18 protein-coding genes and 1 pseudogene are annotated in these 25015 nt (G+C 53.7%); 9 read left to right on the top strand and 10 right to left on the bottom strand.

Annotated features, from left to right (window positions below; translation table 11 throughout):
- The first annotated feature begins 45 nt into the window (after positions 1–45).
- Positions 46–1206 carry an iron-containing alcohol dehydrogenase gene (locus tag CI070_RS04885; protein ID WP_094137127.1) on the top strand — a complete coding sequence of 387 codons (1161 nt, stop codon included), beginning with the start codon at positions 46–48 and terminating at the stop codon, positions 1204–1206.
- A gap of 188 nt (positions 1207–1394) precedes the next feature.
- Here CI070_RS04885 and CI070_RS14395 read toward each other — a convergent pair.
- From CI070_RS14395 to crcB, 5 genes and pseudogenes are all read right to left on the bottom strand, one after another.
- Positions 1395–1529 (bottom strand): annotated as a pseudogene (locus CI070_RS14395) (site-specific integrase); the annotation flags it as partial.
- Positions 1530–1923: 394 nt separating this feature from the next.
- Positions 1924–5043 (bottom strand): type I restriction endonuclease subunit R, encoded by a 3120-nt coding sequence (locus tag CI070_RS04875; protein ID WP_094137126.1) that lies wholly within the window; start codon positions 5041–5043, stop codon positions 1924–1926.
- Positions 5044–5058: 15 nt separating this feature from the next.
- Positions 5059–6300 (bottom strand): restriction endonuclease subunit S, encoded by a 1242-nt coding sequence (locus CI070_RS04870; protein WP_094137051.1) that lies wholly within the window; start codon positions 6298–6300, stop codon positions 5059–5061.
- Entirely contained in the window at positions 6293–8857 is a 2565-nt protein-coding gene (locus tag CI070_RS04865; RefSeq protein ID WP_094137050.1) for a type I restriction-modification system subunit M, read from the bottom strand. Before CI070_RS04865 ends, CI070_RS04870 begins: the two co-directional genes overlap by 8 nt.
- Positions 8858–9073: 216 nt before the next feature.
- On the bottom strand, positions 9074–9442 hold the full coding sequence (gene crcB, locus CI070_RS04860; RefSeq protein ID WP_094137049.1) for a fluoride efflux transporter CrcB: 369 nt from the start codon (positions 9440–9442) through the stop codon (positions 9074–9076).
- 307 nt (positions 9443–9749) lie between these two features.
- Between crcB and CI070_RS04850 the strand changes: the two genes are divergently transcribed.
- The gene (locus CI070_RS04850; RefSeq protein WP_179218513.1) at positions 9750–10712 is read left to right on the top strand and encodes a PfkB family carbohydrate kinase; all 963 of its coding nucleotides are present in this window, start codon (positions 9750–9752) and stop codon (positions 10710–10712) included.
- A 182-nt stretch (positions 10713–10894) separates the two neighbouring features.
- Here the strand turns inward: CI070_RS04850 and CI070_RS04845 are convergent, their stop codons facing one another.
- Positions 10895–12211, bottom strand: a complete 1317-nt coding sequence (locus CI070_RS04845) for a bifunctional UDP-3-O-[3-hydroxymyristoyl] N-acetylglucosamine deacetylase/3-hydroxyacyl-ACP dehydratase (RefSeq protein WP_094137046.1) — start codon at positions 12209–12211, stop codon at positions 10895–10897.
- A gap of 155 nt (positions 12212–12366) precedes the next feature.
- On the opposite strand from CI070_RS04845, the gene CI070_RS04840 reads away from it, so the two are divergent.
- Both CI070_RS04840 and CI070_RS04835 read left to right on the top strand, forming a co-directional pair.
- A complete protein-coding gene (locus CI070_RS04840; RefSeq protein ID WP_094137045.1) occupies positions 12367–13278 on the top strand; it encodes a nucleotidyltransferase family protein in 912 nt (303 codons plus the stop codon).
- Between the two features lie 2 nt (positions 13279–13280).
- A complete protein-coding gene (locus tag CI070_RS04835) occupies positions 13281–14030 on the top strand; it encodes a phosphodiester glycosidase family protein (RefSeq protein WP_143245696.1) in 750 nt (249 codons plus the stop codon).
- Here the strand turns inward: CI070_RS04835 and lnt are convergent.
- A complete protein-coding gene (gene lnt, locus CI070_RS04830) occupies positions 13997–15889 on the bottom strand; it encodes an apolipoprotein N-acyltransferase (protein WP_179218512.1) in 1893 nt (630 codons plus the stop codon). The two genes, CI070_RS04835 and lnt, sit on opposite strands and share 34 nt — an antisense overlap.
- A 134-nt stretch (positions 15890–16023) precedes the next feature.
- Here lnt and CI070_RS04825 point away from each other — a divergent pair, with 134 nt between their 5' ends.
- The 3 genes from CI070_RS04825 (at position 16024) to CI070_RS04815 (ending at position 19183) form a co-directional block, all read left to right on the top strand.
- Positions 16024–16257 carry a ferredoxin gene (locus tag CI070_RS04825; protein ID WP_094137042.1) on the top strand — a complete coding sequence of 78 codons (234 nt, stop codon included), beginning with the start codon at positions 16024–16026 and terminating at the stop codon, positions 16255–16257.
- Positions 16258–16329: 72 nt separating this feature from the next.
- On the top strand, positions 16330–16773 hold the full coding sequence (locus CI070_RS04820; protein WP_143245695.1) for a DciA family protein: 444 nt from the start codon (positions 16330–16332) through the stop codon (positions 16771–16773).
- A gap of 409 nt (positions 16774–17182) precedes the next feature.
- Positions 17183–19183, top strand: a complete 2001-nt coding sequence (locus CI070_RS04815; protein ID WP_094137040.1) for a family 20 glycosylhydrolase — start codon at positions 17183–17185, stop codon at positions 19181–19183.
- 55 nt (positions 19184–19238) lie between these two features.
- On the opposite strand, the gene CI070_RS04810 is transcribed toward CI070_RS04815, so the two are convergent.
- The gene (locus CI070_RS04810; protein WP_094137039.1) at positions 19239–20195 is read right to left on the bottom strand and encodes an acyltransferase family protein; all 957 of its coding nucleotides are present in this window, start codon (positions 20193–20195) and stop codon (positions 19239–19241) included.
- Between the two features lie 298 nt (positions 20196–20493).
- Between CI070_RS04810 and CI070_RS13495 the strand changes: the two genes are divergently transcribed.
- On the top strand, positions 20494–20682 hold the full coding sequence (locus CI070_RS13495; RefSeq protein ID WP_143247146.1) for a hypothetical protein: 189 nt from the start codon (positions 20494–20496) through the stop codon (positions 20680–20682).
- A 36-nt stretch (positions 20683–20718) separates the two neighbouring features.
- Here CI070_RS13495 and CI070_RS04800 read toward each other — a convergent pair whose 3' ends face one another.
- Both CI070_RS04800 and CI070_RS04795 read right to left on the bottom strand, forming a co-directional pair.
- A complete protein-coding gene (locus CI070_RS04800; protein WP_143245694.1) occupies positions 20719–21150 on the bottom strand; it encodes a hypothetical protein in 432 nt (143 codons plus the stop codon).
- 93 nt (positions 21151–21243) lie between these two features.
- Positions 21244–21786 carry a phosphoribosyltransferase gene (locus CI070_RS04795; protein ID WP_094137036.1) on the bottom strand — a complete coding sequence of 181 codons (543 nt, stop codon included), beginning with the start codon at positions 21784–21786 and terminating at the stop codon, positions 21244–21246.
- Between the two features lie 239 nt (positions 21787–22025).
- On the opposite strand from CI070_RS04795, the gene polA reads away from it, so the two are divergent.
- Positions 22026–24863, top strand: a complete 2838-nt coding sequence (polA, locus tag CI070_RS04790; RefSeq protein WP_094137035.1) for a DNA polymerase I — start codon at positions 22026–22028, stop codon at positions 24861–24863.
- Positions 24864–25015 lie beyond the last annotated feature (152 nt).

Here is a 25015-nt window from a genome sequence, read left to right as displayed (position 1 = left end):
AGAGCATTCTTGACGACCGGAGCCGCCGTTTTATACAGTAAGGGCATGTATCAGCCATTTCAATTTTTCATGCCCGCGCAAATCTTCTTCGGCGCGGGTTCTTTGGACAATCTTGGTTCCGCTCCCCTGCCCGGCGCCAAGGCCCTGATCGTCATCGGCGGGACGTCCGTCAAACGCCTCGGGTATCTGGACCGCGTACAGGCTCTTCTGAAAAAACAGGGAGTGGAAAGCGTTGTTTTCGATAAAGTGCAGCCCAACCCCGTGGTGGAGCACGTAATGGAAGCCGCCTCCCTGGCCAGGGAAACGGGGTGTGATTTCGTCATCGGCCTGGGCGGAGGCAGCAGCATGGATTCCGCCAAGAGCATCGCCGTGATGGCGGCCAATCCCGGAACCTACTGGGATTACATCCAGGGCGGTTCCGGCAAGGGGCTTTCCATTCCCTGCAAACCTCTTCCCATCGTCTGCATCACCACTACGGCGGGAACCGGAACGGAGGCGGATCCGTGGACCGTCATCACGAAAGAGGACACGCAGGAAAAAATCGGTTTCGGTTTCAGGGGAACTTTCCCCACCATGTCTATCGTCGATCCGGAGTTGATGCTTTCCGTACCTCCCAAATTAACGGCATACCAGGGATTTGACGCCCTGTTCCATGCCGTGGAGGGATATATGGCCACAATCGCCTCCCCCATGGGGGACATGTTCGCGCTCCAGGCCATTGAATACATTGCCAAATATCTTCCGCGCGCCGTGAATAACGGGGATGACCTGGAGGCGCGCGCCTATGTGGCTCTGGCCAATACCTATTCCGGATTTGTGGAAACCATTTCCTGCTGTACGTCGGAACATTCCATTGAACATGCCCTCAGCGCCTTCCATCCTTCCCTGCCCCACGGCGCGGGGTTAATCATGATTTCCTGGGCCTACCATGAAGCCTACGCGCCCTCCTGCCCGGAACGTTACGCAAGAGTTGCCGCGGCCATGGGGCAGGAAGCCTCCGTGGACGGTTTCCTGAACGGCTTGAACAAACTGAAGGAAGCCTGCGGCGTGGACAAGCTGAAGATGTCCGAGTTCGGCATTACCCCGGATTTATTTGACGAATACGCTAAAACGGCTTTTTCCACCATGGGCAACCTGTTTGAGCTGGACCGTTGCAAATTGACTCCGGCGGACGTGGTCAGCATCCTGGAAAAATCCTATTCCTAGGAACAAACTTCCGGGGCTATCGCCCGCAGGGAAATATCCCTGCGGGAGCGAGAGATTTTAGCTCAGCCGCGGCATTACCAAGACGAACGCGGCGCGTATGATTCCGATTTCCTCTACACTTGTGGAACAGCTGAACTATTTCAAAGCAGAGGTTTTTCCTGCAGGATCTGATGAGCCAATGGTTCCTCTTTGATCATAGCCTTGCGTGTGGAATCTCCGGGTATTAAGCCTTCAGCCCCCTTTATCAGATGGTGGAAATCCATTGTCGTTTGTCTCTCATGCGTTGCCGCATAGTCGTTGATCATTTGTTGATAGCTCACTTGTCCAAAAAAGCAGCAATAGAATCCTGCTCAGACTTACAGGGAAACGGGAATTCCATATTGGCTTAACATGTTGCCTGAGATTTCAAAAAAGGTAGAACCAGATGCAAGCCTTTCGGATTTCTCCTTAATCATTTCTTCCATAAAATAAATGAAATAAGAATTTGCCCTACTCGTAAGTAAAGAGTAGGGCTGTATGAGCTGTCAGAATTCTAACAGAGCAATTTTGAAGTCCTAGTTGCGTGATTCGTCTGATACTGCGTTCAACATACCGCAACCCGGCCGTCTCTGCAGGTGCGTACCAATCAATATCTCCCTCCCAAAATGAGGGTTATTCAAGGGTTTCCCCTTGGCTCTTTTGCAGGAAATCTGCATTTCCTCCTCATGTCAGCATGACTTACGAGAGGTCAAAACCGCCGTTTGTGATGAAATCTCGGAGTATTTTGTCCAGTTTCATGGCCACTTTGGGTGGGGGTAATGGAGTGTGAGACCCGGTCTCGAAGTAGGCTTTGGCCTTTTTCTTATCCGCTGTAGCTTTCAATGCATCAAAGCGGCCAAAATCGTTGATGTTCCCCTCAGTCACCCGATGAGACATCATGCCGCGCAACAATGTTTCATCCAGACCAAACACGGCGGCAAAGCGGTGTATGCGGTCGTCCTGGGCTTTTGCCATGTACTCGGTCACATAGTCACGGAAAGTCTTACCCTCTACAGGTACAACATCACCACGCTTAATGTCGTGCAGGAAAATATCGGCATACTTCTGCTCTTCTTGAGAAAGGAACGCAAAGGACTTATGCAATTCCTGCTCCGTCTGCCGCAGCTCCTCCTCGGTAGCATTGCCCAGAAGCTTCCTGAACTTTTCAAAGCGGGAGTTCATGTAATCATTGTCGATTGCGCCGGTGGATATCGGGATAGGGAAGCCCGGAATATCGTAAGGAGACTCCGGCTCATGTCCATCGCTCTCACCTCCACTACCGCCGAAAAGCTCGTTGTAGCGCACGCTGAGAACATTGAAGGTGTGTTCATCCAGAGCAACCTCCATCGTGGCGTCTGCAAACTGATAGATGCGCTTATCCCAACGGAAGCCTTGAATCTTTGCTGCTTCCATGCGGGCATTCAAATCGCGGAACAACCGTGCGAACTCCTTGCGTTCCGCCGGCTCCGCAGGCAAGTGGGAGAAATCCTCAATTCCGGCCTGATTAAACAGATCAGAAATATCCTGATAGATAGTATTGAGCGATTCCAAATTCCTATTCAGCTTCTCCACGAACAATCCCAAAGGTTTATCGCCGGAGTACAGCTTCACCGCCTGCTGAACGTTGCGCTCCATGGTATGCGGCTTCCGGTAATAGCGGATGGTGCCGAAAGGCTTATCCAGACCAAACAGGCGATTGGTGCGGGAAAAGGCCTGGATGAGGTTTTCATAGTAAAGCATCTTATCCAAGTAGAGCGTGTTAATCCACTTGGAGTCAAAGCCCGTGAGCATTTGATCCACCACTATGAGCAAATCCAACTGCTGCTCCGGCGATTTGTCGATGCGCTCGTATGGCCGTTTATGCGCCAACCTTGCAGCAATGTCTTTTTTCATGCCGGCAAAGGTAGGAATCGAAAAATCCTGCCCGTAGCGAGCGTTGTAATCCTTGATGATTTCCACAAGCCCTTGCTCTTTCATCAGGCCATGGCCGTTGTTGTCGATGTTCGCGTCAAAGATGGCGGAGATTTTCAGGTTCGGGGCTTCTGCTTTCATGCGCCGGTAGTACTGGACTGCTTCCTGAATGCTGGCTGTGGCAAAAATAGCATGGAACTTGCCATTATGGCTCAAGACTACCCAATTTTTCAGAATGTCCGCGATGACAGCCTGTTGATGCTCCTCTCTTTCATATTGGCTGTTAGGCAGATAATGCTCGATGCCGTGCTTCGTTCCCGTTTCATCTTCATACACCGCCGGCATGGGCAGCCCCATGTAGTGCTGAAACACAGCGGCTTTCGCCGGGGTTGCGTAGGCTTCCTCTACTGTGTGCGCTTTCGCTTTTTCCAAGGCAACAGCCGTTTTCAGCTCGCTGTCCTCATAGGTCAAAACCTTGTAGGGGTCAAAGCCCAGGACATTCTTATCCCGAATACCATCGGCAATACTGTAGCGGTGCAGCTCATCTCCGAAAACCGTCGTCGTCGTATTGTCTTTCTTTTGGTTTTCCTCATGTATGGGAGTTCCGCTAAACCCAAAGAATATGGCTCGCGGGAAAGTGTTTTTGATGTTGATGAGCATATCACCGAACGTGGAACGATGGCATTCATCCACAATGAACACGATGCGCTTTCCGCTCATCAGTTCGATGTCAGCCGCTTTCAGTCCGCCCTCTGCCTCATTCTTAATGTTGTTCATCTTCTGAATGGAGGTAACAATGAGCGTATCGGAAGGGTTGCTGCTTTTCAGTTTTGTAACAAGCACGCCCGTGTTTTCCGTTGCCTGAACATCCAGACTGTCGCCGGCAAAGCCCCGGTATTCTTTCAGGCTTTGCGTTCCCAGTTCTATTCTATCCATCAGGAAGATAACCTTGTCTGCGTCTTTGGACGTGGCTATTAACTGGGCAGACTTGAAAGAGGTCATTGTTTTGCCTGAACCCGTGGTGTGCCAAACAAAACCGCCAAGCTGGTTCCGCTCGTCCCATTTTGTTTGCGCTACCTTATCCGAAATTTTGCTGGCTGCAAAAAACTGATAGCTGCGCATGACTTTCAACACTCCGTCCGAATTGTCGGCAACAGTATAAAAGCCTATCATCTGGTGCGCCATGGGGATTGACAACAGGGTGGAAATAACGCTTTTCCAGTCATTAACAGGCTCGTTATCCACATCAGCCCAATGGAAATAGTAATCCGGATTAAAGCGCCCGTCTATTCCGGGGTTGGCGAAATACAGCGTTTCTTCCGGTGTCATGCCAACAAACATCTGCACAAGCGAGAACAACCCGCTAAAGACGCCCTCTGCCGTGTATTTTTCTATCTGCCGGCAGGCCTGACTCACCGGAACGCCGCTCTTTTTCAGCTCCATATGAATCACGGGCATGCCGTTAATCAACAGCATTAAATCCCCGCGCCTATTATTGAGCAAGGGGGATGCTGTGGGAAACTTGGGCTGCTGCACAATCTGGTATCGGCTTTGCCCAGCGGCTATTTCCCTGCGGTCATAAATCTTGAGGGAAACCTCCTTGCCGTAGTGTAAGGTATCAGCCTCGTTATCGCGCGTAATCGTCACGTTTTGGCCGTTGATAAAACCGTTCAGCTTCAACGGCGATTTGAGCATGGCGATCTGCTCCAGAATTTGCAGCATTTCACCCTCCGTTAAAGGACAATTATTCAGGCTGTCTATGTCCCGGTTGTTCTCGAACAGGATGTCAGCCCAGTTTTGGATAAGCTGCTTTTCCGTGTAGTTTTTCAACACTGCGCTTTCCCATCCGTGTTCGGACAACATCTTAATGACGGCTTCCTCAAAGGCGCTTTCCGTTGTAAAAGTCATAAAGTCTCCTTTCAATTAAACAAACATCTTTTCCAGACAGGCTTTCTTGATGTTTTGCAGTTTTTCCAACTTACGCTGATGAAGGGTGATGAGGTGGTCGAGTTCTTCAAGAAAGCTCCCTATTCGCATTTGCTCGACTTTGCATGGAACAGCAATAGGCATTTCCATAAACACGAAATCCTTTATAGAAAAACGGTCAGAGCGAGCGCCTGAATCTCCGTTCAAGAACATGTATTGATGCCAATGGTGGCTTTTGAAATAATGCTCCAAATACAAAGCATCGATATCACGTGTCCGAAACACGGTGTATAGAGGAGACATTACTCCTCTGCTCTTCAACCTGTTACGATTGATAGGGCCTACAGGGGCGGTCGTGGATATTCTCGGATTGTACACGAAATCATCTTCTGAAACGATGTAATAGCCATCCAAATTTGCCGAGTTTGAAACGGCATGGTCGAAATAATCCCTTTGGCTAATTATGCCGTTTTCTGCGGAGTTGGTGAACGTTTCTGAATAAATACGGCTGCTGTTCTTTTCTGTTACCTTGTCTGCAATCTCCCCCAGCTTACGCCGTTCCCATGCGTCAGTAAATCCGGCAAAGCGGACTTCGGGGAAAAGCTCACCATTTTTCGGGAACATTTTGTCCAACATCGATTTTTTGATGTTGAGGAGCTTTTCATACTTACGCTGATGAAGGGTGATGAGGCGGTCGAGCAAACGGAAGAAATGGCCTATCTGGTTTTGTTCCTCAATGTTAGGCAGAGTAATTTCTAATGATTCAACATCTCCGGCATTGTACGAGGGTAAAGCTCCCACCTGAATTAACGAGGGAAGATTCACTGTGTCAAATAGTGCTTTTGCAAAATCAACATTCCATTTTTCTCCGCAAACGGAATATGCCATTGTATTATTATCCAAAAGGAATGGTGTTCTACATAAGCGTTTTCTATTCAGTAAGACGGCTGCACCAACCTTGGCGAAGAACATCGCAGGCACATCGAGAATAGGTGTCCACTTTTTCCGTTGTATCTGTTCTATAGAAACATAATTCTGACTTTTAGTCATTTCATGTTCGTTCCCAGAAATGTTCATATCGGAAACTTTAAAAAAAGGAAGCCCCTCAGTTCCTCCCTGTTCTGCATCAGGAAACCCTATGCCAGAGCGTACTTTCCCCAAATCCCCCAGCTTACACCGTTCCCATGCGTCAGTAAATCCGGTAAAGCGGATGGACGGAACCAACGATTTCTCATTCATGGGCGTTGCCTCCGAGTAGAGATTTGAGTTCCTGAATACCCTGCATATCGAACTCGTTGCCGGTCAATTCATCCAAAAGGGAAACAAGAGAGGACTCTGTCTCAACGATTTGGCTGTCCACCTCCGTAAATGTCGTTTCATATTTCCCTGCCAGGGCAAGGAGTCTGGCAATGAAATCGGCAATGACAGCGGAGGACAACCCGGCCATGCTATCCAGCAAGGGGGGAATCCACTTGAGCTTAATCATTTGCCTTGCCTGCTCGTCCGTCAATTCCTCAATGGTTTTTTTGGTGAGGAGGTGGAGCGCAGTACTGTCAGCCTTGATTTGTTTTTTGAGGGATTTTTCCTCATTATTCAGGGCTGTCACCTTTCGCAGGATGGCGAGCGTTTCAGGTTCCGTCTCCATGCTCTTGACGGCCTTTGCAACCTCTTTCGGCACAAAGGCGTCGCCATCATCATTGACAAAGGGCTTGTCCTTATCCTCCTCGCTCAGCTCATTAAGCAGGGATTCGTACTCTGCCGCGAGTTCACTCAAGCGGGCTTCCCTGGCGTTCAGCCTGGCGAGGTCAGCGGCGAGCAGGGTTTGCTGCACCAGGGCAAAGGGAATAATGTGTCCCATCCAGCCGTCCTGCACCTCCTGTTTTTTGCCGTCCCTGGTTTTAACGACCATGTTGGGGTCAACCTGTTTGGATGAGGCAAAACCCTCAGTCCTGATAATTTCCAGGTCCACAGAAATCTTTTTCCACTCATCATCCAGCAACTGGTAGGCTTTGTATTTGTCTACCAGGGGAAGCCCGTTCAGGCGAGAGAAAACATCATCACTGATGATGGATTCTTCTCTGGTGATATTGAGCGTTTCCATACCATCGAGCAATCGGGTGGTGAGGAATGCTTCAAAATCAGCAAAAGAGGAAGCGTAGCGGGCGGTAAATGCCGTAACATCAGCGTGCGTCAGAACGGACGACTTGAGGTCAGCCACGTTCAAGCGGCAATGAGCCGCCCCGGAAGCGGTGAACAAAGACTCTTTCAGACGAGGGAACGCTGCCCAGTACTCATGAAATTCCGCTAGTTCAGACAAGGGGATGCCGCCAAACATGGTAGCGAAAATATCCCAACTTTCGTTTTTGTCCGAGGAATCGACATAGCGCGGGATATTGAGGTTGTAATCATTGGCCCGGATTTCATCTCGGCTTACCACCTTGGCGAACTTCTCCACATCGGCGCGGGCAGAAACCACATCCACAATCTTCTTGATGTCGCACGCGCGGAGGACATTGTTCTTGCCCACCTTGGCAAAGCCCCTGGAAGCATCCACAATCAGCACATCCGTATTTTCCCGTTTCTGCTTGAGAACCATAATGATGGTGGGAATGCCGGTGCCAAAGAAAATGTTGGCAGGCAAGCCGATGATAGCGTCAATATGGTTGTATTCCACCAGATTCCTGCGGATAGCCCCCTCCGTACCGCCACGGAACAGGACGCCATGGGGAAGCACAATCGTCATGATGCCGTCACTCTTGAGGTGGAAAAGATCATGCAGCAGGAATGCGTAGTCCGCCTTGCCTTTCGGAGCAAGCCCAAAGCGGGCATAGCGCGGGTCGCTTTCCTTGTCTGCGGGGTTCCAAGGCTGAGAATAAGGAGGATTGGAGACAACAGCATCTACATAGAGCGGGTCATAAGTGTTGGACGGGTCGTTATCATCGAAATACGGCCAATCTTCCTCCAGCGTGTCGCCGTTGCGCGTCACGATATTGTTCGGCAAAATGCCCCGCATTACCAGATTCATGCGGGTCAGGTTGTAGGTGTTTTCCTTAAGCTCCTGAGCGTAGTATTTGATGTTGTCTCCCCCGCCCATGTAACGCGCCACGCACTTGCCGATATTGATAAGCAGGGAACCTGAACCGCTGGTGGGGTCATAAATCTTGATTTTCTGCCTGTCTTTGAGGTGGGCAGCCACGATTTCCGACATGAGGAGCGAAACCTCATGCGGGGTGTAGAACTCGCCCGCTTTCTTGCCCGCGTTTGCGGCAAAGTTGCTGATGAGGTATTCGTAGATAAACCCCAGGACATCATAATCCTGCCGCCCGTCCATGGGGATATCCTTGATGAGATGCAAGAGGTCGCGGATGGCTTTGGTGCGGGCACCGGAGTTTTCCCCAAGTTTGGAGAGGCCTGTTTCCAAGGTGGCGAACACCTTGTCAAAGACCTTTTTGTGAGAGGGATTGATCAGGCGGCTGAAAGCAGAAAGAGCCTCCGTCACATCTGCGGCGGTAAAGTCGCTGCCCTTGTCAATCCAAGTGGAAAAGAGGTGTTTGTAGGAGATGAAGTAACCTACATTGCTGCGGATATAGTCAACCGTCTCCGCGTCATCTTCCGTAACATGGGGCAAATCATCGTCTGTCCAGTCGTTCTCTTTCAGGAACTTGACTTCCTTATCGGAAAGGAACTTGTAGAAGATGAAGCCGAGAATGTAGTCCTTGTATTCATTGGCTTCAATTTTGGAGCGCATTTTGTTGGCAGACTCCCAAATCTTCGAGGCAAGCTGTTGTTTATTCATAGACAGGGTTAAACAGTATACACATATCTTCCCAAAAGTCCAGCGACAGGCCCATCAGCAACTCCGTTTTTTCCGCTTGAGGCGTGGTCTTTCCTCATTCGTTCTGCGGATGAGGAAGTATTGAGCTACGTCGCCCATCGAATTGACAGCGTTTAAGCCTCCCTTGTAGAAACAGCGCGGCAGGCCATGCGCAGCGCCGGGTTTCCATGTTTTTTCTTACCGGGCGGCCAGATAGCCCAGGCCAATGGCCAGGAGCCCCCCGGCAAAACTGATGAGGGTGTAAAGGAAGAAGGCGGAGAAGTTCCCTTCCTTCAACAGCAGGAAGGATTCATTCATCAGCGTGGAAAAGGTGGTGAAACCGCCGCACAGGCCTGCGGTAAGAAAGAGCCGCGTTTCCGTATGCGGCAGGTTCCGGTCGAACAAACCGTAGAGGGCGCCCAGGATAAAACATCCCAGCAGGTTGACTGCCGCCGTACCCCAGGGGAACGAACTTGCCGAATTGACCTGGACGAAACGGGACAGCAGGAAACGCAATACACCGCCCGCAAAGCTTCCCAGGCCCACTATCATCAGCATTTTCATCATATAGCGGCTTTTTCTATGTTTTAATGGGGAATAAAGTTTCGGAGCAGCGCCGAAATCTGCCGGGAAAGACGGGCTGCGGCTTCTTGTCCATGAAAGGGTTGCTGGCTGCGTTCCCGAAAACTGGTTTGGAAACGTTCGTGCCGCCTGGTGAAACCCTTTACCGGAAACAAGATTTCTGCGGAAGCTGTCGGTCTGTATGCCGGCAGAACCATTTCCTTTAACGTGTGCGGATAAAATACCCTGTTTTTTCCATATCGCCAGCCTTTTTGTTCTTGATTGCAGGGTAAAACCGTATTTCCTTTTTTCCATGTCCCTGCCCCTTCTCGTTACCGGAACCATCGGAATTGATACCATCCTTACTCCCGGCGGCAGGGCGGACGGTGTTCTGGGCGGTTCCGTTTCCTTTGCGGCCGTGGCTGCCCTTTTGTTTGCCGACCGCGTGGATGCCGTCAGCATCATCGGGGAGGATTTCCCCGCCCATTATGAAGCGGCCCTTGAGGCTAAAGGGGTGTGCATGAACGGTGTAGAACGCAAGAAAGGGCCTTCTTTTGCCTGGACCGGGGAATATTTTGACAATATGAACAAGCGGAGGACCGTTTGTGCCAATGATGCCGTGATGCTGGAATGGAATGTGCACGTTCCGGAGCCTTTGAGGAACCATCCGGTGCTGGTTTGCTGCTGCATGGTTCCGGCCCAGCAGCTCAAGTGCATGGAACAATGTCCGGACGCGGCGTTGGTACTTTCCGATTCCATGGACAAGTGGCTGCGCCGCCAGCCGGAATTGCTGGATGCCGTGATCAGCCGTTCCCATATCACCATGATGAATGAGGATGAGGCGAAGGAATATGCCCAGGCGTCCACCGTCATGGAAGCCGGGGAATTCCTGCTTTCCAAAGGCGCCGCGTACGCAGTGGTGAAACAGGGGGAATACGGGGCCACGCTTCTGGGCCGGGATGCCGGCGGGAATCTCCGGATGTTCCGTTGTCCCGCCTATCCTCTGAAAACACTGGTGGACCCCACCGGTGCGGGGGATACGTTCCTGGGGGCTCTGGCCGGCTATTTGTCCACCCTGCCTCCCGGCCTTCCTCCGTTTGAGGAAGTGAAGAAGGGGATTGTGTACGGAACGGTGGCGGCCTCCTTCACCTGCGAGTCCTTTTCGGCAGACGCCCTTCTTTCCATGACCAAAGAGACTTTTCGCCGCCGTCTTGAAGAGTACGCGGAGATGTGCCGCCTGCCTGATATCCGCCTCTTTTCCGCAAGTGACTGTTAAGACGGGATCAGATCCCCTGAAAAGGAGGAAATGCCGCCCTTCATGGTTCGTTTTCCGGTCTCCGTTTTTGCGGGCTGTCCGGAATGTTCAGGTAAAGAAAGCCAGGATGCGGAACATGAAAAACCCCGGCGTGGCATGCACAGCCGGGGTTTTCGTAAAAACAGGGGATGCTGTCGGCGGGATCAAGCATCCTGAAGGCCGAATTTAAGCTCGGCTTCCGAAACTACCTGGCCGTTCACCAGGCAGCGTGCCGTCGCCTGGCCGATGTTTCCGCGCATCTTGGTCAGTTCCGCTTCAATGATGAGCGTATCGCCGGGAACCACGACGCGGCGGAATTTTACCTTGTCCGCGCTCATGAAATAGCCGAGCTTGCTGGCATTGCCGGGCTGGCGCAGCATGACGATGGAGGCCACCTGGGCCATGGCTTCCACCTGGAGGACGCCCGGCATGACCGGATGGCCCGGGAAGTGGCCCTGGAAAAAGAGTTCGTTCATGGTCAGGTTCTTCAGACCCCGGCACTTGGTTTCTCCTTCAAAACCGATAATGCGGTCCACCATCAGGAAAGGATAGCGGTGCGGCAGAAGGCTCATTACTTCATTAATGTCCAGCACGGCGTCTCCGTACGGCACGTTGACGGGATTGGGGGCCATCTGCTGGTTGCGGTGGTGTTCCTTCTTGAGCTTGGCCGTGAGTTCGGTGTTCGGGCCGTGGCCCGGCTTGATGGCGATGACGTGGCCCAGAATGGGCTTGCCGCACAGGGTCAGGTCCCCAATAAGGTCCATGGCCTTGTGGCGGGCGAACTCATTGATGAAACGCATGGGTTCCTTGCTCATGAGCTCCTCTCCGCGGATGACCACGGCGTTTTCCAGGCTGCCGCCCTTGATGAGGCCCTTTTCCAGCAGGGGCTTGATGTCTTCGTAGAACGTAAAGGTGCGGGCCGGGGCCAGTTCCTTTTCATACGTTTCTGGCGTGATGACCGCGTCAAAGTACTGGGTGATGCGGTTTTCCGGTCCCACGCAGGTGACGGAAACGCGGAATTGCTTGGAGGGGAGAATGGTCAGGATGGAACCGCCCTTGGTTTCAATGGTGACGGCCTCGCGCACTTCCAGATAGCGGCGCGGCACATCCAGTTCCACGATGCCGGCGCGCTTGATCAGTTCTACGTAGGGGGCCGAGGAGCCGTCCCCGATGGGAGGTTCGTTGGCGTCCATTTCAATGACGGCGTTGTCAATGCCCATGCCCGTGAGGGCGGAGAGGATGTGTTCCACGGTATGCACCTTGACGGAACCTTCAGCCAGGCTGGTGGCGCGTTCCACAGTCTGCACCTTTTCCACATCCGCGCTGATGAAAGGCTGGTCCGGAATGTCCACCCGGCGGAATTTAATGCCGAAGTCGGCGGGAGCCGGTTTCAGGGTCAGGGTAACGGGCTGCCCCGTATGCAAAGAGGTACCGGCCAGGGAGGCCGGAGAGCCGACAGTTCTTTGGTTTCCACATGCCATGCGGGGATGCTAGTGAATGAGCTTCCGTTTGGAAAGCACGAAATCACGGATTTTCCTTTAAATTCAGGGAAGAGACGGTATTCCGGCGTGTCATCCCGGAAAGAAGTGGATAAAGGGCGCTTGAAAAAACGCCGCTCACCCGGTAGTGATGTTCCATGCACATCACGGCAGGCCTCCGCATTTCCCGCGCGTTTATTCTCGGCGCCGGGCTGGGTACCCGCCTGCGCCCTCTCACCGGCATTCTGCCCAAGCCGCTGATTCCCTTTTTCCATGAACCCCTTATTCTGCATTCCATGCGCCGATGCTACGATTGCGGCATACGGGAGTTCATCATTAACACCCACCATCTGGCGGCGGCATGGGATAAGGTGTTCCCTGAACGCTCATGGAACGGCTGCCCTGTTCATTTCAGCCATGAACCCGTGCTGCTGGATTCCGGCGGCGGCGTCAAAAAGATAGAGCCCCTGGCTTCCCCGGAAGAACCGCTGCTGGTGGTGAACGGAGACATGGCGGCCACATTTGACCTGGGCCGCCTTCTGGAGGAGCATTTGAGCCGTCGCCCTCCCGTGACGCTGGCCCTCCGCACCTCCGGAGATAAGAAGAACGTGGGGTTTGATTTTTCTTCCGGCCTGGTGACGGATATGAGGCACGCCCTGGGCCGCGACCCCGGCTCCTGCCAATTTACCGGCGCGTACTGCATGGAGCCGGAAGTATTCGGGCGCATCCCTTCCGGGGAGGCCGTTTCCATCATTCCCCTGTTTCTGGATTACATCCGGGAAGGGCGCCTGCGCGGCATTCTGGCGGATGACGGGTTGTGGATGGACATGGGAACGCCGGAGGCCTACCTTCAGGCCCATCTGGATTTCCCCTCCCCCGCTCCGCGCATCCACCCCCGGGCCCGGGTGTCCCCCCGCGCCTTTGCGGACGGTAATTGCGTGATAGGTCCCGGCGCAACGGTAGAGGACGGCTGCCGCCTGCAAGGCTGCGTTGTCTGGCCGGGCGTACGCGTGCCTTCAGGCACCTGCGCGGAACGCCGGATTTTCTACTGTTCCCCCAACGGCCATTGACCATGCTTTTGCTGCGCCTTCTTTCTCTGATGTTGTGCTTTTCCGGCCTGGTTCACGCGGAACACCGCGTTTTCACCAGGAAGGACGGCTTTTTGTCCATGCGGGACAAGCTGAACGTGTATTTTTTCCGTTCTGATACGCACCGTCTGCTGGTGAGGGACGAAGGAAGCGTCAAAACGCCCCGGTACGGCTCCCTGGACAAGGCCATGAGGAAAAGTCCCTGCGTGGCCGGCGTCAACGGAGGATTTTTCAGTGCGGACGCGGAGGGAACTCCCCTGGGCCTGGTCATTCAGGACGGCAAACGGCTTTCTCCGCTGGCTACGGGGTCTTTCGCCGTTTCCGGGGTCGTTTATGAAGGAGGCAGAAGCGGATTGACTCTGGTCCGCAGTTCCGTGCTGAAACGCATGAAAAAGCTTCCGGCCACGCAGGCAGCCATTCAGGGAGGCCCCTTTCTGGTGGAGAACGGCTCCGCCGTAAAAGGGCTTAACGCGCAGAAGTCCACTTACCGCACCTTCATTGCCACGGACGGAGGAAAAAGGTGGTGCATCGGCGTTTCCTCTTCCCTGACTTTGAAGGAACTGGCAGCCTGGCTGGCGACTCCCGGAGCATTGGGGAATTTCCGGGTGGAAACGGCCCTGAATATGGACGGCGGCTCGTCTTCCGCCTTCTGGTGCCATGAAACAGGCATTTCCTACCCTGCGTTCAAACAGGTCAGGAATTATCTGGGCGTAGCCCCCGTGGAACGCCGGTAAACGCCGTCCTCCACGGGGCCGTGAACACGTTTCCCGGCGCCTATCCTGCGCAGCAACAGAACCGCGAACGCCAGGAAACAAACCAGAACGGCCCAGTCGCCCAGCATGGCGTACAGGGTTATTTCCGTACAGCCCACAGGCAATGTGGCAGTCATCACCCCTCTGGTAAACGGCGAACCGGAGGAATCCCTCAAATCCGCAATAACCGCGCCATTGGGGGCCAGAGCCACGCTTACGCCGGTATTGGCGGCACGGACCATGGAACGCCGCAGTTCAATACAGCGGAACGCCGCATTGCGCCAATGCTGTTCATTGGCGCAGGAACGGTTGAACCACCCGTCATTGGTCACGTTCACCATCAACTGGGGTTCCTGCCGGACGAAGCGGCGCACCCAGCTTCCCACCACATCCTCAAAGCAGACCAGCGGAATAACGCCCACCGTAGAAGAGCTTCCGGGGCGGATAGGCACGGGAACGGGATTGAAGGAACACCCGGGCGTATAGTTCAGGCCCATGGCAGTTCCGGCGGAAGCCTCAAAGGCTTTTTCCAGAAACGGGAATGTTTCCCGCATAGGGATGTATTCTCCGAAGGGAACCAGCATGGCCTTGGCGTGCGGACGGGCTGTGGAATAATCCCCCTCAAAGACGGTAAGGCAGTTGTAAGCCCGCGCCACACGCCCTTCATCAGACAGGTAAATATCATCCGTGCCCGTCAGCAGGATAAAATTGCATATCCCGTTCCGAAGGGCCTGGACGTAATCCTCTTCCGCGCTCAGAAAGTTGACATTGTCCTGATTGGGGAAGCGTTCCCCAGTGGAATCACGGTAAAACGTGGAAATGGGGAAGGAACTTTCCGGCCAGATGACCCAGGCCGGCATATCCAGGGAGGCTTCCGCGCCGTCTTTGACCGCCTGTTCCAGAGCGCGGTTTTGAAGGTCCAGCATTCCCTGTTCCGTCATGTCCAGCAAAGCCCGGTAAATGCTTCCCCGATTGGCCGGATCCCATTTTTCCTTCTGGCTCAGATTCAGCTGCACGGCCATGACGGGAACGGTAAGCCTGCCGTTTCCCATGACCGCGGCAGACTGGGGGGAGTAACGAGCCGTCCAGAACACGCCGACGACAAACATGGTTAAAAGGACCGCCACCAGGATGAAAAAGTCCCAGGGAACGGTCCGTCTGCCTTCATGGACAATCATGATTCCGGCACGGCGGCAAACACGCCAGAGCCAGACGGAAAAGACGGCCGGAATAAAGGCCAGCGCCGTCACGCCAAGGTATTCCGCCCATTGGGCCAGCGGATTTCCGTACAGGGCCACGCCCAGATTGTTCCAGCCGAAACCCGGTATCAGCCAGCCCCGCCCCCATTCCAGGCATACCCATAAAGCGGCGCCCGCCAGAGCGGCGGAAGCGCTGGGCAATATGTCGCCCATGGCCCAGGCTTTCCAGGCGGCCCGGCGTTCCTTTGCCGCCAGCTTCGCATCAGGCAGCGGCCGGCCGGCCGGCCGGAAGAACACTCCCATGACCAGAGCCCATAAGCAGGGAAACAGGCCTCCGTAAAAAATCATCAGGGGAATATAGCCCAGCGTGCTGACCTCATTGACCCACCAGAAGGAGATGCCGTAAAATACCACGCCAAATACCCAGCCATACAGGGCGTACGCCAGCATTCCCCTTTTCCCCTCCCGTCTGCGGCCGTGCCACAGGGCTGTCAGCAAAGGCAGGAATCCTATCCATACGCACCCGCTCCAGTCTACCGGAATAAAGGCGCAGGCCATCAAAATTCCGGAAAAAGCGGCCAGCAGCAGCCCTGCCCACACGGGCAGGAGACGAGGGAGGGAAGCAGGTGGGGTATTCATCATGAAAAGCCTTTTATTCCGGGAACGGGAATGCCGCCATTGTCCCCCATGCTGACTCATTCCTGCAACAAAAAAGATTGCAAAATTTATTCAAATGCGGAAATAGTGGGTTCAGTTCATACAACCCATCATACACAATGGCAGATATCGACGAAAAAACACCTCTAAACGTCCCCGGCAAGTTTTACGTGGACAGTTCCTGCATTGACTGCGACCTTTGCCGCGAAACCGCTCCGGAAAACTTTGGACGGGATGACGACGAAGGAGTATCCTATGTCAAGAAGCAGCCGGAAAACGACGAAGAGCTGAGCGCATGCGAGGAAGCCATGGAAGGCTGCCCCGTGGAAGCGATTGGCGACGACGGCGAATAATATTTCTCCATATATTATTTTAACCGCCCGGGGCTGTTGGCATTCAACGCTCCGGGCTTTTATTTTCCATCCATGTCCTCCCCCTGGTCTCCCTACACGCCGGACAGGGACCGTCCGGATCCCTACGCCTCCCCAGTCCGGTATGATTATCTTTCCCGTGATGAGCAGGAGGTGAGGCAGGCGTTGGCGGACTGGTTCCAGATATCCCCCGCCGCCAGTGAAACACGCAACCTCCATACGGCGGAGTCCCTGCTGGGGGATATCCTGTCCAGGCTTCCCCTGGACGGCGACGGCATGGACCCCGAATTGCTCCGGGAAGGATGGCTGAAAGCTGCGGGGCCATTCCTGGGCCAGCAATCCAACCTTCTTTCCATTGTCAAGGGAGTAGCCACCATCCAGGTGCTTCAACCGGCCATGCGCTACCATCTTCAGCAGTGGCAGGGAGCCCTGCTGGGAAAACTGAAGGACCAGTTCGGCAAGGATGCCGTCCATTCCATCCGCATACGGATAGGATAATTTTGCCGCCGCACGGCATTTCTTCAAAATGCCTGATCCTCATTTCATGCATTATAACGGATGCGGAAAACCTTTCAGAATTTCTGATCCGCCGTCAAATGGATTTTCCTTTTTCTTAGGATCGTAAATTTTCTATCCTTCCCCATAATTTTCCCCCATATGAAAAGGAGGAAAAAGAAAAATTGTCAGTTTTTTTGCGATAGCGTTTTTTAGAGGCTTGGAAATTCTGTAATTACTATTCCAGATAAAGCGGAATTCCCTTCGTGACGGCTTGATTTCTATTTTCCAACCGGAGCGGAAGTCTGGATCTCCAGAAGAAAGAAAAAGGTGAGGAGATAGAAAAACAGTGTGCCGCGACATTAAAAATTTGACGAAAGAGAGTTTTTTATTTAAGTGTAATAGTTATCACATGCGATTTACTCTCCCTGCCCTTCTGCTGACGTCAAGCCTGACTCTTTGTTTTCCTTCTTCCTACGGAGATTGGACTTCCCCCCACTCCCTCCAGCAGGAAAAAGACGCGCCGGTTCCTCTCATTCCCTTTCCGTCCCAGGTGGACTGGAAAAGAGGGACATGCCCCAAAAAAGCACCCGTTTCCGTTAACAAGGACCCTGCCCTGGCCCAATCGCTGGGAAAAGAAGGCTATGAACTCCAGATTCGCCCCGGAGGGATCCTGATCAAGGCAGCTACGGATTCGGGCGTTTTCTATGCCCGCAGGACGCTGGATCAGCTGGGAGCCAAGGGAAATTACCCGTGCTGCGACATCAAGGACAGCCCGGCATTCGCCATTCGCGGCTTCATGCACGACGTAGGCCGCAATTTCCGGCCTATTGAAACGCTCAAGTCGGATATTGACGAAATGGCGCGGCTGAAACTGAATGCTTTCCACTGGCACCTGACGGACTATCCCGCATGGCGCATCCAGAGCAAAAAATATCCTGTCTTGAATGATCCCTCCAAGCGGATCAAGAACCGGGATGTCAATGACACCTACACCTACGAGCAGATCCGGGACCTGTTCCGCTATGCCAGGGCGCGTCACGTCCAGATCATCCCGGAAATTGATATGCCTGGACACAGCACTTATTTCAGAAACTGCTTCGGCTTTCCGATGCACGACCCCAGGGGCATGAAGATTCTGGAAGAACTGCTGGAAGAATTTTGCAGGGAAATTCCTGTGGAAATGTCTCCTTACCTGCACATTGGAGCTGATGAAATCCACATCCCCAACGGGAAGCAGTTTGCGGACCGGATGGCGGCCAAGGTCAAATCCCTGGGACGCCAGCCCATCCAATGGGCGGGCAACAATGACCTGCCTGTGTCCGGAGACAGTTATGCCCAGCTGTGGAATGACGAAAATTCCGTAGGTCTGCCGGATCCAGCCAGGCAGAAGAATCCCTATTTCGATTCCACAGCAGGGTACGTCAATTCCTTTGACCCCGGCATTCTGGTGCGCAGGAATTTCTTCCGCCAACCCTGCGGAACGGTGAAGAGCGACGAACATTCTTTGGGAGTCATTCAGTGCCTGTGGCCGGATACCCGGGTGGGGGACAAAAAGAATATTCCCATTCAGAGCCCTCAGTGGCCGGCCATGTTCGCCATGGCGGAACGCAGCTGGAAGGGGTTGCCGGCGGATGGTTCCCGCTTTGCCGGAAAACTACCTGAAAAAGATACGGAGGCCTATCAGGCCTTTTCCCTGTTCGAGAAGCGTATGGAAGCCCTGGCCGGAAACAGGCCCTTCCCCTATTGGCGGGATTCTTTTGTGGAATGGACCGTATTCGGTCCCGTTCCGAAGGACAGGCAGGAAGAAGTAAGGAACGGCCTGCTGGCAGGGAAATCTCCCGCAGGGCTGAACCCCATCCGAGCCCGGGGAGGCAACTTGTATTTCCGTACCCGTGCAGGGGCGGAAGGCCTATTTTCCAAGACCAAGCCGGGAAATACAGCCTGGGCGGAAACGACTTTTTATGCGGCCAGGCCCGGGACCATGTACGCCATGACAGGATTTGACGCGCCGGCCCGTTCCACGCGACGCTGTTCCGGGGTTCCGTCCGCCGGGGAATGGTCCCAATGCGAAACCAGAATATGGGTGAACGGAAAAGAAGTGAACAATCCCCAGACCTGCAGGCTGGCGGGACAGAGGCGTTATGAAAAGCACACCTGGAATTCCCCTGCCAATGAAATACCCTTTGACAATGAAGAATTCTGGTGGGCGCGTCCTCCCGTTTCCTTTCAGGTAAAGGCCGGAGAAAACAAAATCCTGATTGAACAGCCGTATACGGGAGAATTCCAGTCATGGGGAGTCAGCTTCATTCCGGTGAAAAAAGCCGGAGACCGCTGGATTGCCGACCCAAGCTGCTATGCCAAACCCGGGAGAGAGAAACAGGATGACGTCTCTCTGGTGCCATCAAAGTAAATATGGAACTCTCTCCCCGCGGACCTTTTCATGTTCCGTCCCATCATTCCAGAGGTCATTTTCCCCCGGTCATCAGGACGAGAGAGCGGGGAAAATATCGCTTGAGAAACACGTAAACGCTCCGCGCCATCATATAAACCGCAGGCACCAGGCACCACCACAACCAGGCAGGCCATGGGGAGGGAAAACAGTTCTCTACGCCTATCAGGACGATCAGCACGAAAATGTGGGAACAATACACGAAGAAGCTGCCGGACGCCCACAGGGACAGCCTTTCCGACCAGCCGGGGCTGACGGCTTTCACAATAATCCCGAAGCTGAGAAAGGCCAGAACAAGCAATCCGGAATAAGAGCCGTCCGGAATCAGGAAAGAGTCTGCACAGCTTGCCCATACAAGGGCCGCAGAAGCTAAAAGAATGGAAGTGTGCACGGCAAGGGGCATGTTGCCCCAGCGGTTCAGACAGCCTGGGGCGGCGGACGCCAGCATAACGCCGAGCGTAAAATCCCCGAACATGTACGGGCTGGGCCACGCCAGAGAGTCATCCCACCGGTGCAGAAACAGGCAGAACAGGCCAAGGGCGTAAAGAGCTGGACGGAAACGGGAGAACAAAAAAGCAGCCAGGGTAAAAATCATCAAGTCTCTCAGAAACCACATCGGGGTCAGCATGGGACATGCTCCCAGCCCAAACACGGAAATGAGCGCATTGGGGTCAAGAGGCATGCCGACCGCCAGCCAATAGGCCGCGCACCAGAAAAGATAGGGCCGCAGCAAAACCATCAGGCGGCGTGCCGTCCACGTTCCGGAGCCCTGATCCCCAAGGCCGGAGGCGGAAAAATAACCCGCCAGCAGGAAAAACGTCGCCAGCGCAGGACCAATCAGCCATTGGTTGGGAGGAAACGCCACGGAAGGAACGTGCTGCATGATGACCACAAGCGTCGCCAGCAACCGAGCAATCTCCACCCAGGGCAAACGGGGGTGAATTTCTTTACCGGACGTGGGGGAGACGGTCATGACTGCCTCATTCTGGATGATTGTTCTGAAAAAGCACTATTTTTATTGGTTTTGTAGACGGAATATTTCCGAAAAACAGCTTATTAACCTTCGCAAGCCTCACTTAGAGAAAATACTTGAGAATGAATTAAATTAAGCATTTTTCCCATATTTGCATTTATTGCTTACAGGCCAAACAGCATTTCTTTCTGCACACATTCCGAGCGGAGAGGCTGTATCAAATACGCTCCTGCGTTGATAAATGGGGAAATACGTCCCGTCCTGTTGACCTTCTTCATACAATTTATCCCATACATTCATGGCTTTATCTTCCATTTATCCGAACGGATCGCATTTCTTAACTGCCGCCCGAATACCCGTCATTTCCGGGAAATATCATCTGCCGCATGTTTACCGCCGTTCCCGTCAGCGTAAAAACCGTATTTTTTCCCATGTCTATCTATGGGAAGCCTCTTTCAGAAATAGCGAAAAAGGCTGGATTCCATAGAGAATCCAGCCTTTCGGAAAGGAAAGGATACACGGTTCAGGAATAAAAACCGATATCCGGTTCCCGGTCCCGCCGCCTGCGTTTCAAATACGGATTGCGGTATCGGTGAATGCATTTGCCGGAACTCCCGGGGGTATAATGAAGAGGATCCGCCTCCTTGGCGGCTTCACGGCTCAATATCTCCACAAAATCTTTCAAGGACATTTCCATATCCGCATCGTGGCATGCCAGCGCGGCGGACAGACGCACCTTACCGTTGCCATAGTCCACATACACGGCGAACAGCGTGGTCTGGTACAGATGCCATGATTCCCCGCCCATTTTTCCGGACCGGTGTTGGCTGATGGCCTCCAATAGCCACGTCAGCGCATGTTCCAGTTCCAGATTGTCCAGAACATCCCGTATGAGAGATGTTTCACGACCGAAAACGGCCACGCTTTCCTGTTGTTTTACCCTGTTGATTTTCATGTCCTGGTTCTCCTTTCCGGTTTCCCTTGTTAAGCAGGGCGGCGGATAATTATGCGGCCCCAATTACTTTGGACACTTTTTCCAACAGGTTGTTCAACCTGAATTCTCAACTGTGTCAGCCATGACCACTTTCCCAATGTACGGGAGTTCCCGATGATGCCCGTCCAGATCCATTCCAAAACCCACCAGGAAGTCGTTTCCCTGCGTAAAGGCCACGTAATCAGCCTCAAAAGGTACTTTCCGACAACAACGCTTGTCCACAGCCACGGCGGTGCGGACTTCCTTCACCCCTCTTCTTTTTAATTCCCTGCAAACTTCATCCAGCGTGGCGCCCGTATCCAGAACGTCATCTACCACCAGAACGGGCACATCGGGCTGGAAATCACCGCAATCTCCCTCCCACGCCACGGAGCCGGAATTTTTCATCCCGGCATAACTGGAAATTTTGACGGCTTTCACCACGGGCCGGGATTTCAAATGCTTCTCCAACATCGCAGCGAAAGGAAGAGCTCCGTTCAGCAGCAGCAATAAAATATAGGGTTTCCCTGCCATGGCCCTGTCAATGGATGCGGCCAGTTCCCTGACGCGCGCGCAGATGGCATCCTCTGCAATCAAAGGGGTGATGGTGTAAGTCATGGAAATGAGGTATGATAATGTTTCCTGTAAGGAAAATCAATCCTTGAAGAAGAACGAACGGAAATGGAAAATTTCCGGCCCGGATTCAGTGATTTTTTCAAAAACAGAATAAATCTCCACAGGCAGGAGGCATCAACAAGCGCTCTCAAGAGATGTTTTCCTTGCCCCGGCCGGCAGAGAATGCGGAGGCGCATTTAACGGTGGCTTCCCGCCGGACCGCATGGTAAAGTAAGGCAGAGATGACTGATTCCCCTTCCAAGCGCCTTTTTATTCTGGATGGAATGGCCCTGGCTTACAGAGCCCACTTCGCCTTTTTCTCCAATCCCATCCGCAATTCCAAGGGAGTCAATACTTCCGCCGTGTACGGCTTCGCCAATACGCTGCTGGGCATTCTGGAACATGAACTCCCCACGCATATCGCGGCCTGTTTCGACACTTCCGTTCCTACGGCGCGCCATAAGCTTTACCCTGCCTATAAAGCCAACCGGGAATCCATGCCGGAAGAGTTGAGCTTTCAAATGCCCCTGATTTTCAGATTGCTGGAGGCCATGAATATTCCCATTCTGCGTTATGAGGGTTATGAGGCGGACGATACGATAGGCACGCTGGCGCGCATTGCGGACGGTACGGAGGGGTTCCAGACCTACATGGTTTCCCAGGACAAGGATCTGGGCCAGCTTATTTCCTCCACCTGCTTTCTGTGGAAACCCGGCAAAAGGGGCAATGACCACGAAGTGATTGACCTGGAAAAACTCAAGGAGCAATGGGGCATTGAACGTGCGGACCAGGTAGTTGATATTCTGGCCCTGATGGGGGACAGCTCCGACAATATTCCGGGTCTTCCCGGCGTGGGGGAAAAGACGGCCAAACTGTTGATCGGAGAGTTCGGCTCCGTGGAAAACCTGCTGTCTAATACGGATAAGCTGAAAGGGAAGCGCAGGCAGATTGTGGAGGAAAACGGAGCCATGGCAACTCTTTCCAAACAACTGGCCACCATTGACCGGAACGTTCCCCTGACGGTGACCCTGCCTGGCCTGGTTAAAAAAGAGCCCAGCCCGGAGGAACTGCTGTCCCTTCTCCAGGAATTGGAGTTTCGCTCCATGCAAGCCAAGCTGTTCGGGAAAAAAGCGCCGGAGGCCAGAAAATCCCCCCTCCCTGCGGACGATTTGTTTGCTCCCGCCCCGCAGACGGAACAGCCTCCGTTGGAGGCGCTCTCCGCCCCCGTTTCGGGAGCACGGCAGAGCAGTTCCGGCCAAATGGACTTGTTTGAGGAACGCCATTTGAAAACAGTAGATGATTTCAGGCACGAGTATATTATTGCGGACACGGCGGAAGCCCGTTCCGCCATGGTTGCCGAGCTGGAAAAGCATGATTCCTGGTGCTTCGACACGGAAACGACGGGCCTGAATCCCCTTACGGACAATCTGCTGGGCGTCGCCTTCTGTGCGGAACCGCACAAGGCATGGTACATGCCTGTCTCCGGCCCGGAGGATCTGGAAGCGGTTAAACCGCTTCTGGAAGGCCCCGCAGAGAAGATAGGGCATCACCTGAAATTTGACCTGGAGGTTTTGAGAGCCAACGGCATTCACGTCAAAGGCCCCTTTTTCGACACGTTGCTGGCTCATGCCCTGATCGCTCCGGGCATGAAGCACGGAATGGACATTCTGGCGGAAAATCTGCTGCAATATTCCACGATTAAACTGAAGGACATTGCCGCGCCGGGAGCCAGGAAGCGCGAACTGGACACCAGCGGCATTCCCGTGGAGGTCATGGGCAAATATTCGGCGGAGGATGCGGATATCACCCTCCAGCTTTCCTCCATCCTGAAAAGACAGGTCAAGGAAAGCGGCATGGAGAAACTGTTCCGCACTGTGGAACTGCCCTTGCTTCCCGTGCTGGCGGACATGGAGTTCACCGGCATCCGCGTGCTTCCGGAATCCCTGGAAAAGGCTTCCGTCAAGGTAGGAGCCATCATTGACGGCCTGCGGGAAAGAATTGAAGAAGCCGCAGGCCATCCCCTGAACCTGAATTCCCCCAAGCAGCTCGGAGATTTCCTGTTCGGAGAACTGGAGCTGGTGAAGAAGCCCAAGAAGACGAAGACGGGCCAGTTCGTGACGGATGAAGACACCCTTTCCGCTCTGGCTCCCCAGCATCCCATTGTAGCGGATATCCTGGCCTACCGGGAGAATATGAAGCTGAAGAGCACGTATCTGGATGCGCTGCCCAAATATATCTGCCCGCGTGACGGACGCATCCATACCCAATTCCACCAGATGCTGACCGCTACCGGGAGGCTCGCCTCCCAGGATCCCAATCTTCAGAATATTCCGGTAAGGACGGAACAGGGGCGCCTGATCCGCACCGCTTTTGTCCCCGCCTCAGAGGAATACACCATGCTGTCCGCAGATTATTCCCAGATTGAACTGCGCATCATGGCGGCGCTTTCCGGAGACCCCGCCATGTGCGGAGCATTCAAGGAAGGGCGGGACATCCATACGGAAACGGCCGCCCGTGTGTACGGCATTCCCCGCGACCAGGTGGACGCCGTTATGCGCCGCGCGGCCAAAACGGTGAACTTCGGCATTATTTACGGCATTTCCGCCTTCGGTCTTTCCCAGAGGCTGGGCTGCCCCCGCGGAGAAGCCGCCACTCTGATTGAAAACTATTTCACCCAGTTCCCCGTAGTTAAATCCTTCATGGAAGACCTGGTTCACAAAGCGGAACAAGCCGGTTACGCGGAAACGCTGCTGGGGCGCCGGAGAATGATTCCGGAAATCAACTCCGCCAACAAGACCATTAAGTCCGCCGCGGAACGCACTGCCATCAACACCCCCATCCAGGGCACGGCGGCGGATATGATTAAAATAGCCATGATCCATGTGGACAAATTGCTGAAAGGCACCAGATCCCGGCTTATCCTCCAAATTCATGATGAATTGCTGGTGGACCTGCACAGGGATGAATTGGATCTTATTCCCAAGATAGAGGAAGCCATGATCAGCGCGCTGCCCCTGCCCAACGGCGTTCCCATTCTGGTGGAAGCCAGGACGGGCGGCAACTGGCTGGAAGCTCATTAAAAACATTCTTTCAGCAAGCTCCCATGCTCCCGCATACCGGGATTCCCGAGCTTTCCCGATGCCTTACTTTTTCTTCCAGCAGCACCGGTTCCCAGTCTGTGGACGTGCTGTCCCGCCAACGGAAAGTTTTTGAAAAAAGATTCCCCAGCGGC

The organism is Akkermansia muciniphila (assembly GCF_900184965.1).
Classification (GTDB): Bacteria; Verrucomicrobiota; Verrucomicrobiia; order Verrucomicrobiales; family Akkermansiaceae; genus Akkermansia; species Akkermansia muciniphila_A.
The sequence above is the reverse complement of the archived record's forward strand: the minus strand, read 5'-3'. Positions and strand labels throughout refer to the sequence as shown.

What these genes read in the sequence shown, in the direction of transcription:
- CI070_RS04885 (WP_094137127.1), top strand. Translation starts at nt 46, where the DNA reads ATGTATCAGCCATTTCAATTTTTCATGCCCGCGCAAATCTTCTTCGGC.
- CI070_RS04875 (WP_094137126.1), bottom strand. Translation starts at nt 5,043, where the DNA reads ATGACTTTTACAACGGAAAGCGCCTTTGAGGAAGCCGTCATTAAGATG.
- CI070_RS04870 (WP_094137051.1), bottom strand. Translation starts at nt 6,300, where the DNA reads ATGAATGAGAAATCGTTGGTTCCGTCCATCCGCTTTACCGGATTTACT.
- CI070_RS04865 (WP_094137050.1), bottom strand. Translation starts at nt 8,857, where the DNA reads ATGAATAAACAACAGCTTGCCTCGAAGATTTGGGAGTCTGCCAACAAA.
- crcB (WP_094137049.1), bottom strand. Translation starts at nt 9,442, where the DNA reads ATGATGAAAATGCTGATGATAGTGGGCCTGGGAAGCTTTGCGGGCGGT.
- CI070_RS04850 (WP_179218513.1), top strand. Translation starts at nt 9,750, where the DNA reads ATGTCCCTGCCCCTTCTCGTTACCGGAACCATCGGAATTGATACCATC.
- CI070_RS04845 (WP_094137046.1), bottom strand. Translation starts at nt 12,211, where the DNA reads ATGGCATGTGGAAACCAAAGAACTGTCGGCTCTCCGGCCTCCCTGGCC.
- CI070_RS04840 (WP_094137045.1), top strand. Translation starts at nt 12,367, where the DNA reads ATGCACATCACGGCAGGCCTCCGCATTTCCCGCGCGTTTATTCTCGGC.
- CI070_RS04835 (WP_143245696.1), top strand. Translation starts at nt 13,281, where the DNA reads ATGCTTTTGCTGCGCCTTCTTTCTCTGATGTTGTGCTTTTCCGGCCTG.
- lnt (WP_179218512.1), bottom strand. Translation starts at nt 15,889, where the DNA reads ATGATGAATACCCCACCTGCTTCCCTCCCTCGTCTCCTGCCCGTGTGG.
- CI070_RS04825 (WP_094137042.1), top strand. Translation starts at nt 16,024, where the DNA reads ATGGCAGATATCGACGAAAAAACACCTCTAAACGTCCCCGGCAAGTTT.
- CI070_RS04820 (WP_143245695.1), top strand. Translation starts at nt 16,330, where the DNA reads ATGTCCTCCCCCTGGTCTCCCTACACGCCGGACAGGGACCGTCCGGAT.
- CI070_RS04815 (WP_094137040.1), top strand. Translation starts at nt 17,183, where the DNA reads ATGCGATTTACTCTCCCTGCCCTTCTGCTGACGTCAAGCCTGACTCTT.
- CI070_RS04810 (WP_094137039.1), bottom strand. Translation starts at nt 20,195, where the DNA reads ATGACCGTCTCCCCCACGTCCGGTAAAGAAATTCACCCCCGTTTGCCC.
- CI070_RS13495 (WP_143247146.1), top strand. Translation starts at nt 20,494, where the DNA reads ATGGCTTTATCTTCCATTTATCCGAACGGATCGCATTTCTTAACTGCC.
- CI070_RS04800 (WP_143245694.1), bottom strand. Translation starts at nt 21,150, where the DNA reads ATGAAAATCAACAGGGTAAAACAACAGGAAAGCGTGGCCGTTTTCGGT.
- CI070_RS04795 (WP_094137036.1), bottom strand. Translation starts at nt 21,786, where the DNA reads ATGACTTACACCATCACCCCTTTGATTGCAGAGGATGCCATCTGCGCG.
- polA (WP_094137035.1), top strand. Translation starts at nt 22,026, where the DNA reads ATGACTGATTCCCCTTCCAAGCGCCTTTTTATTCTGGATGGAATGGCC.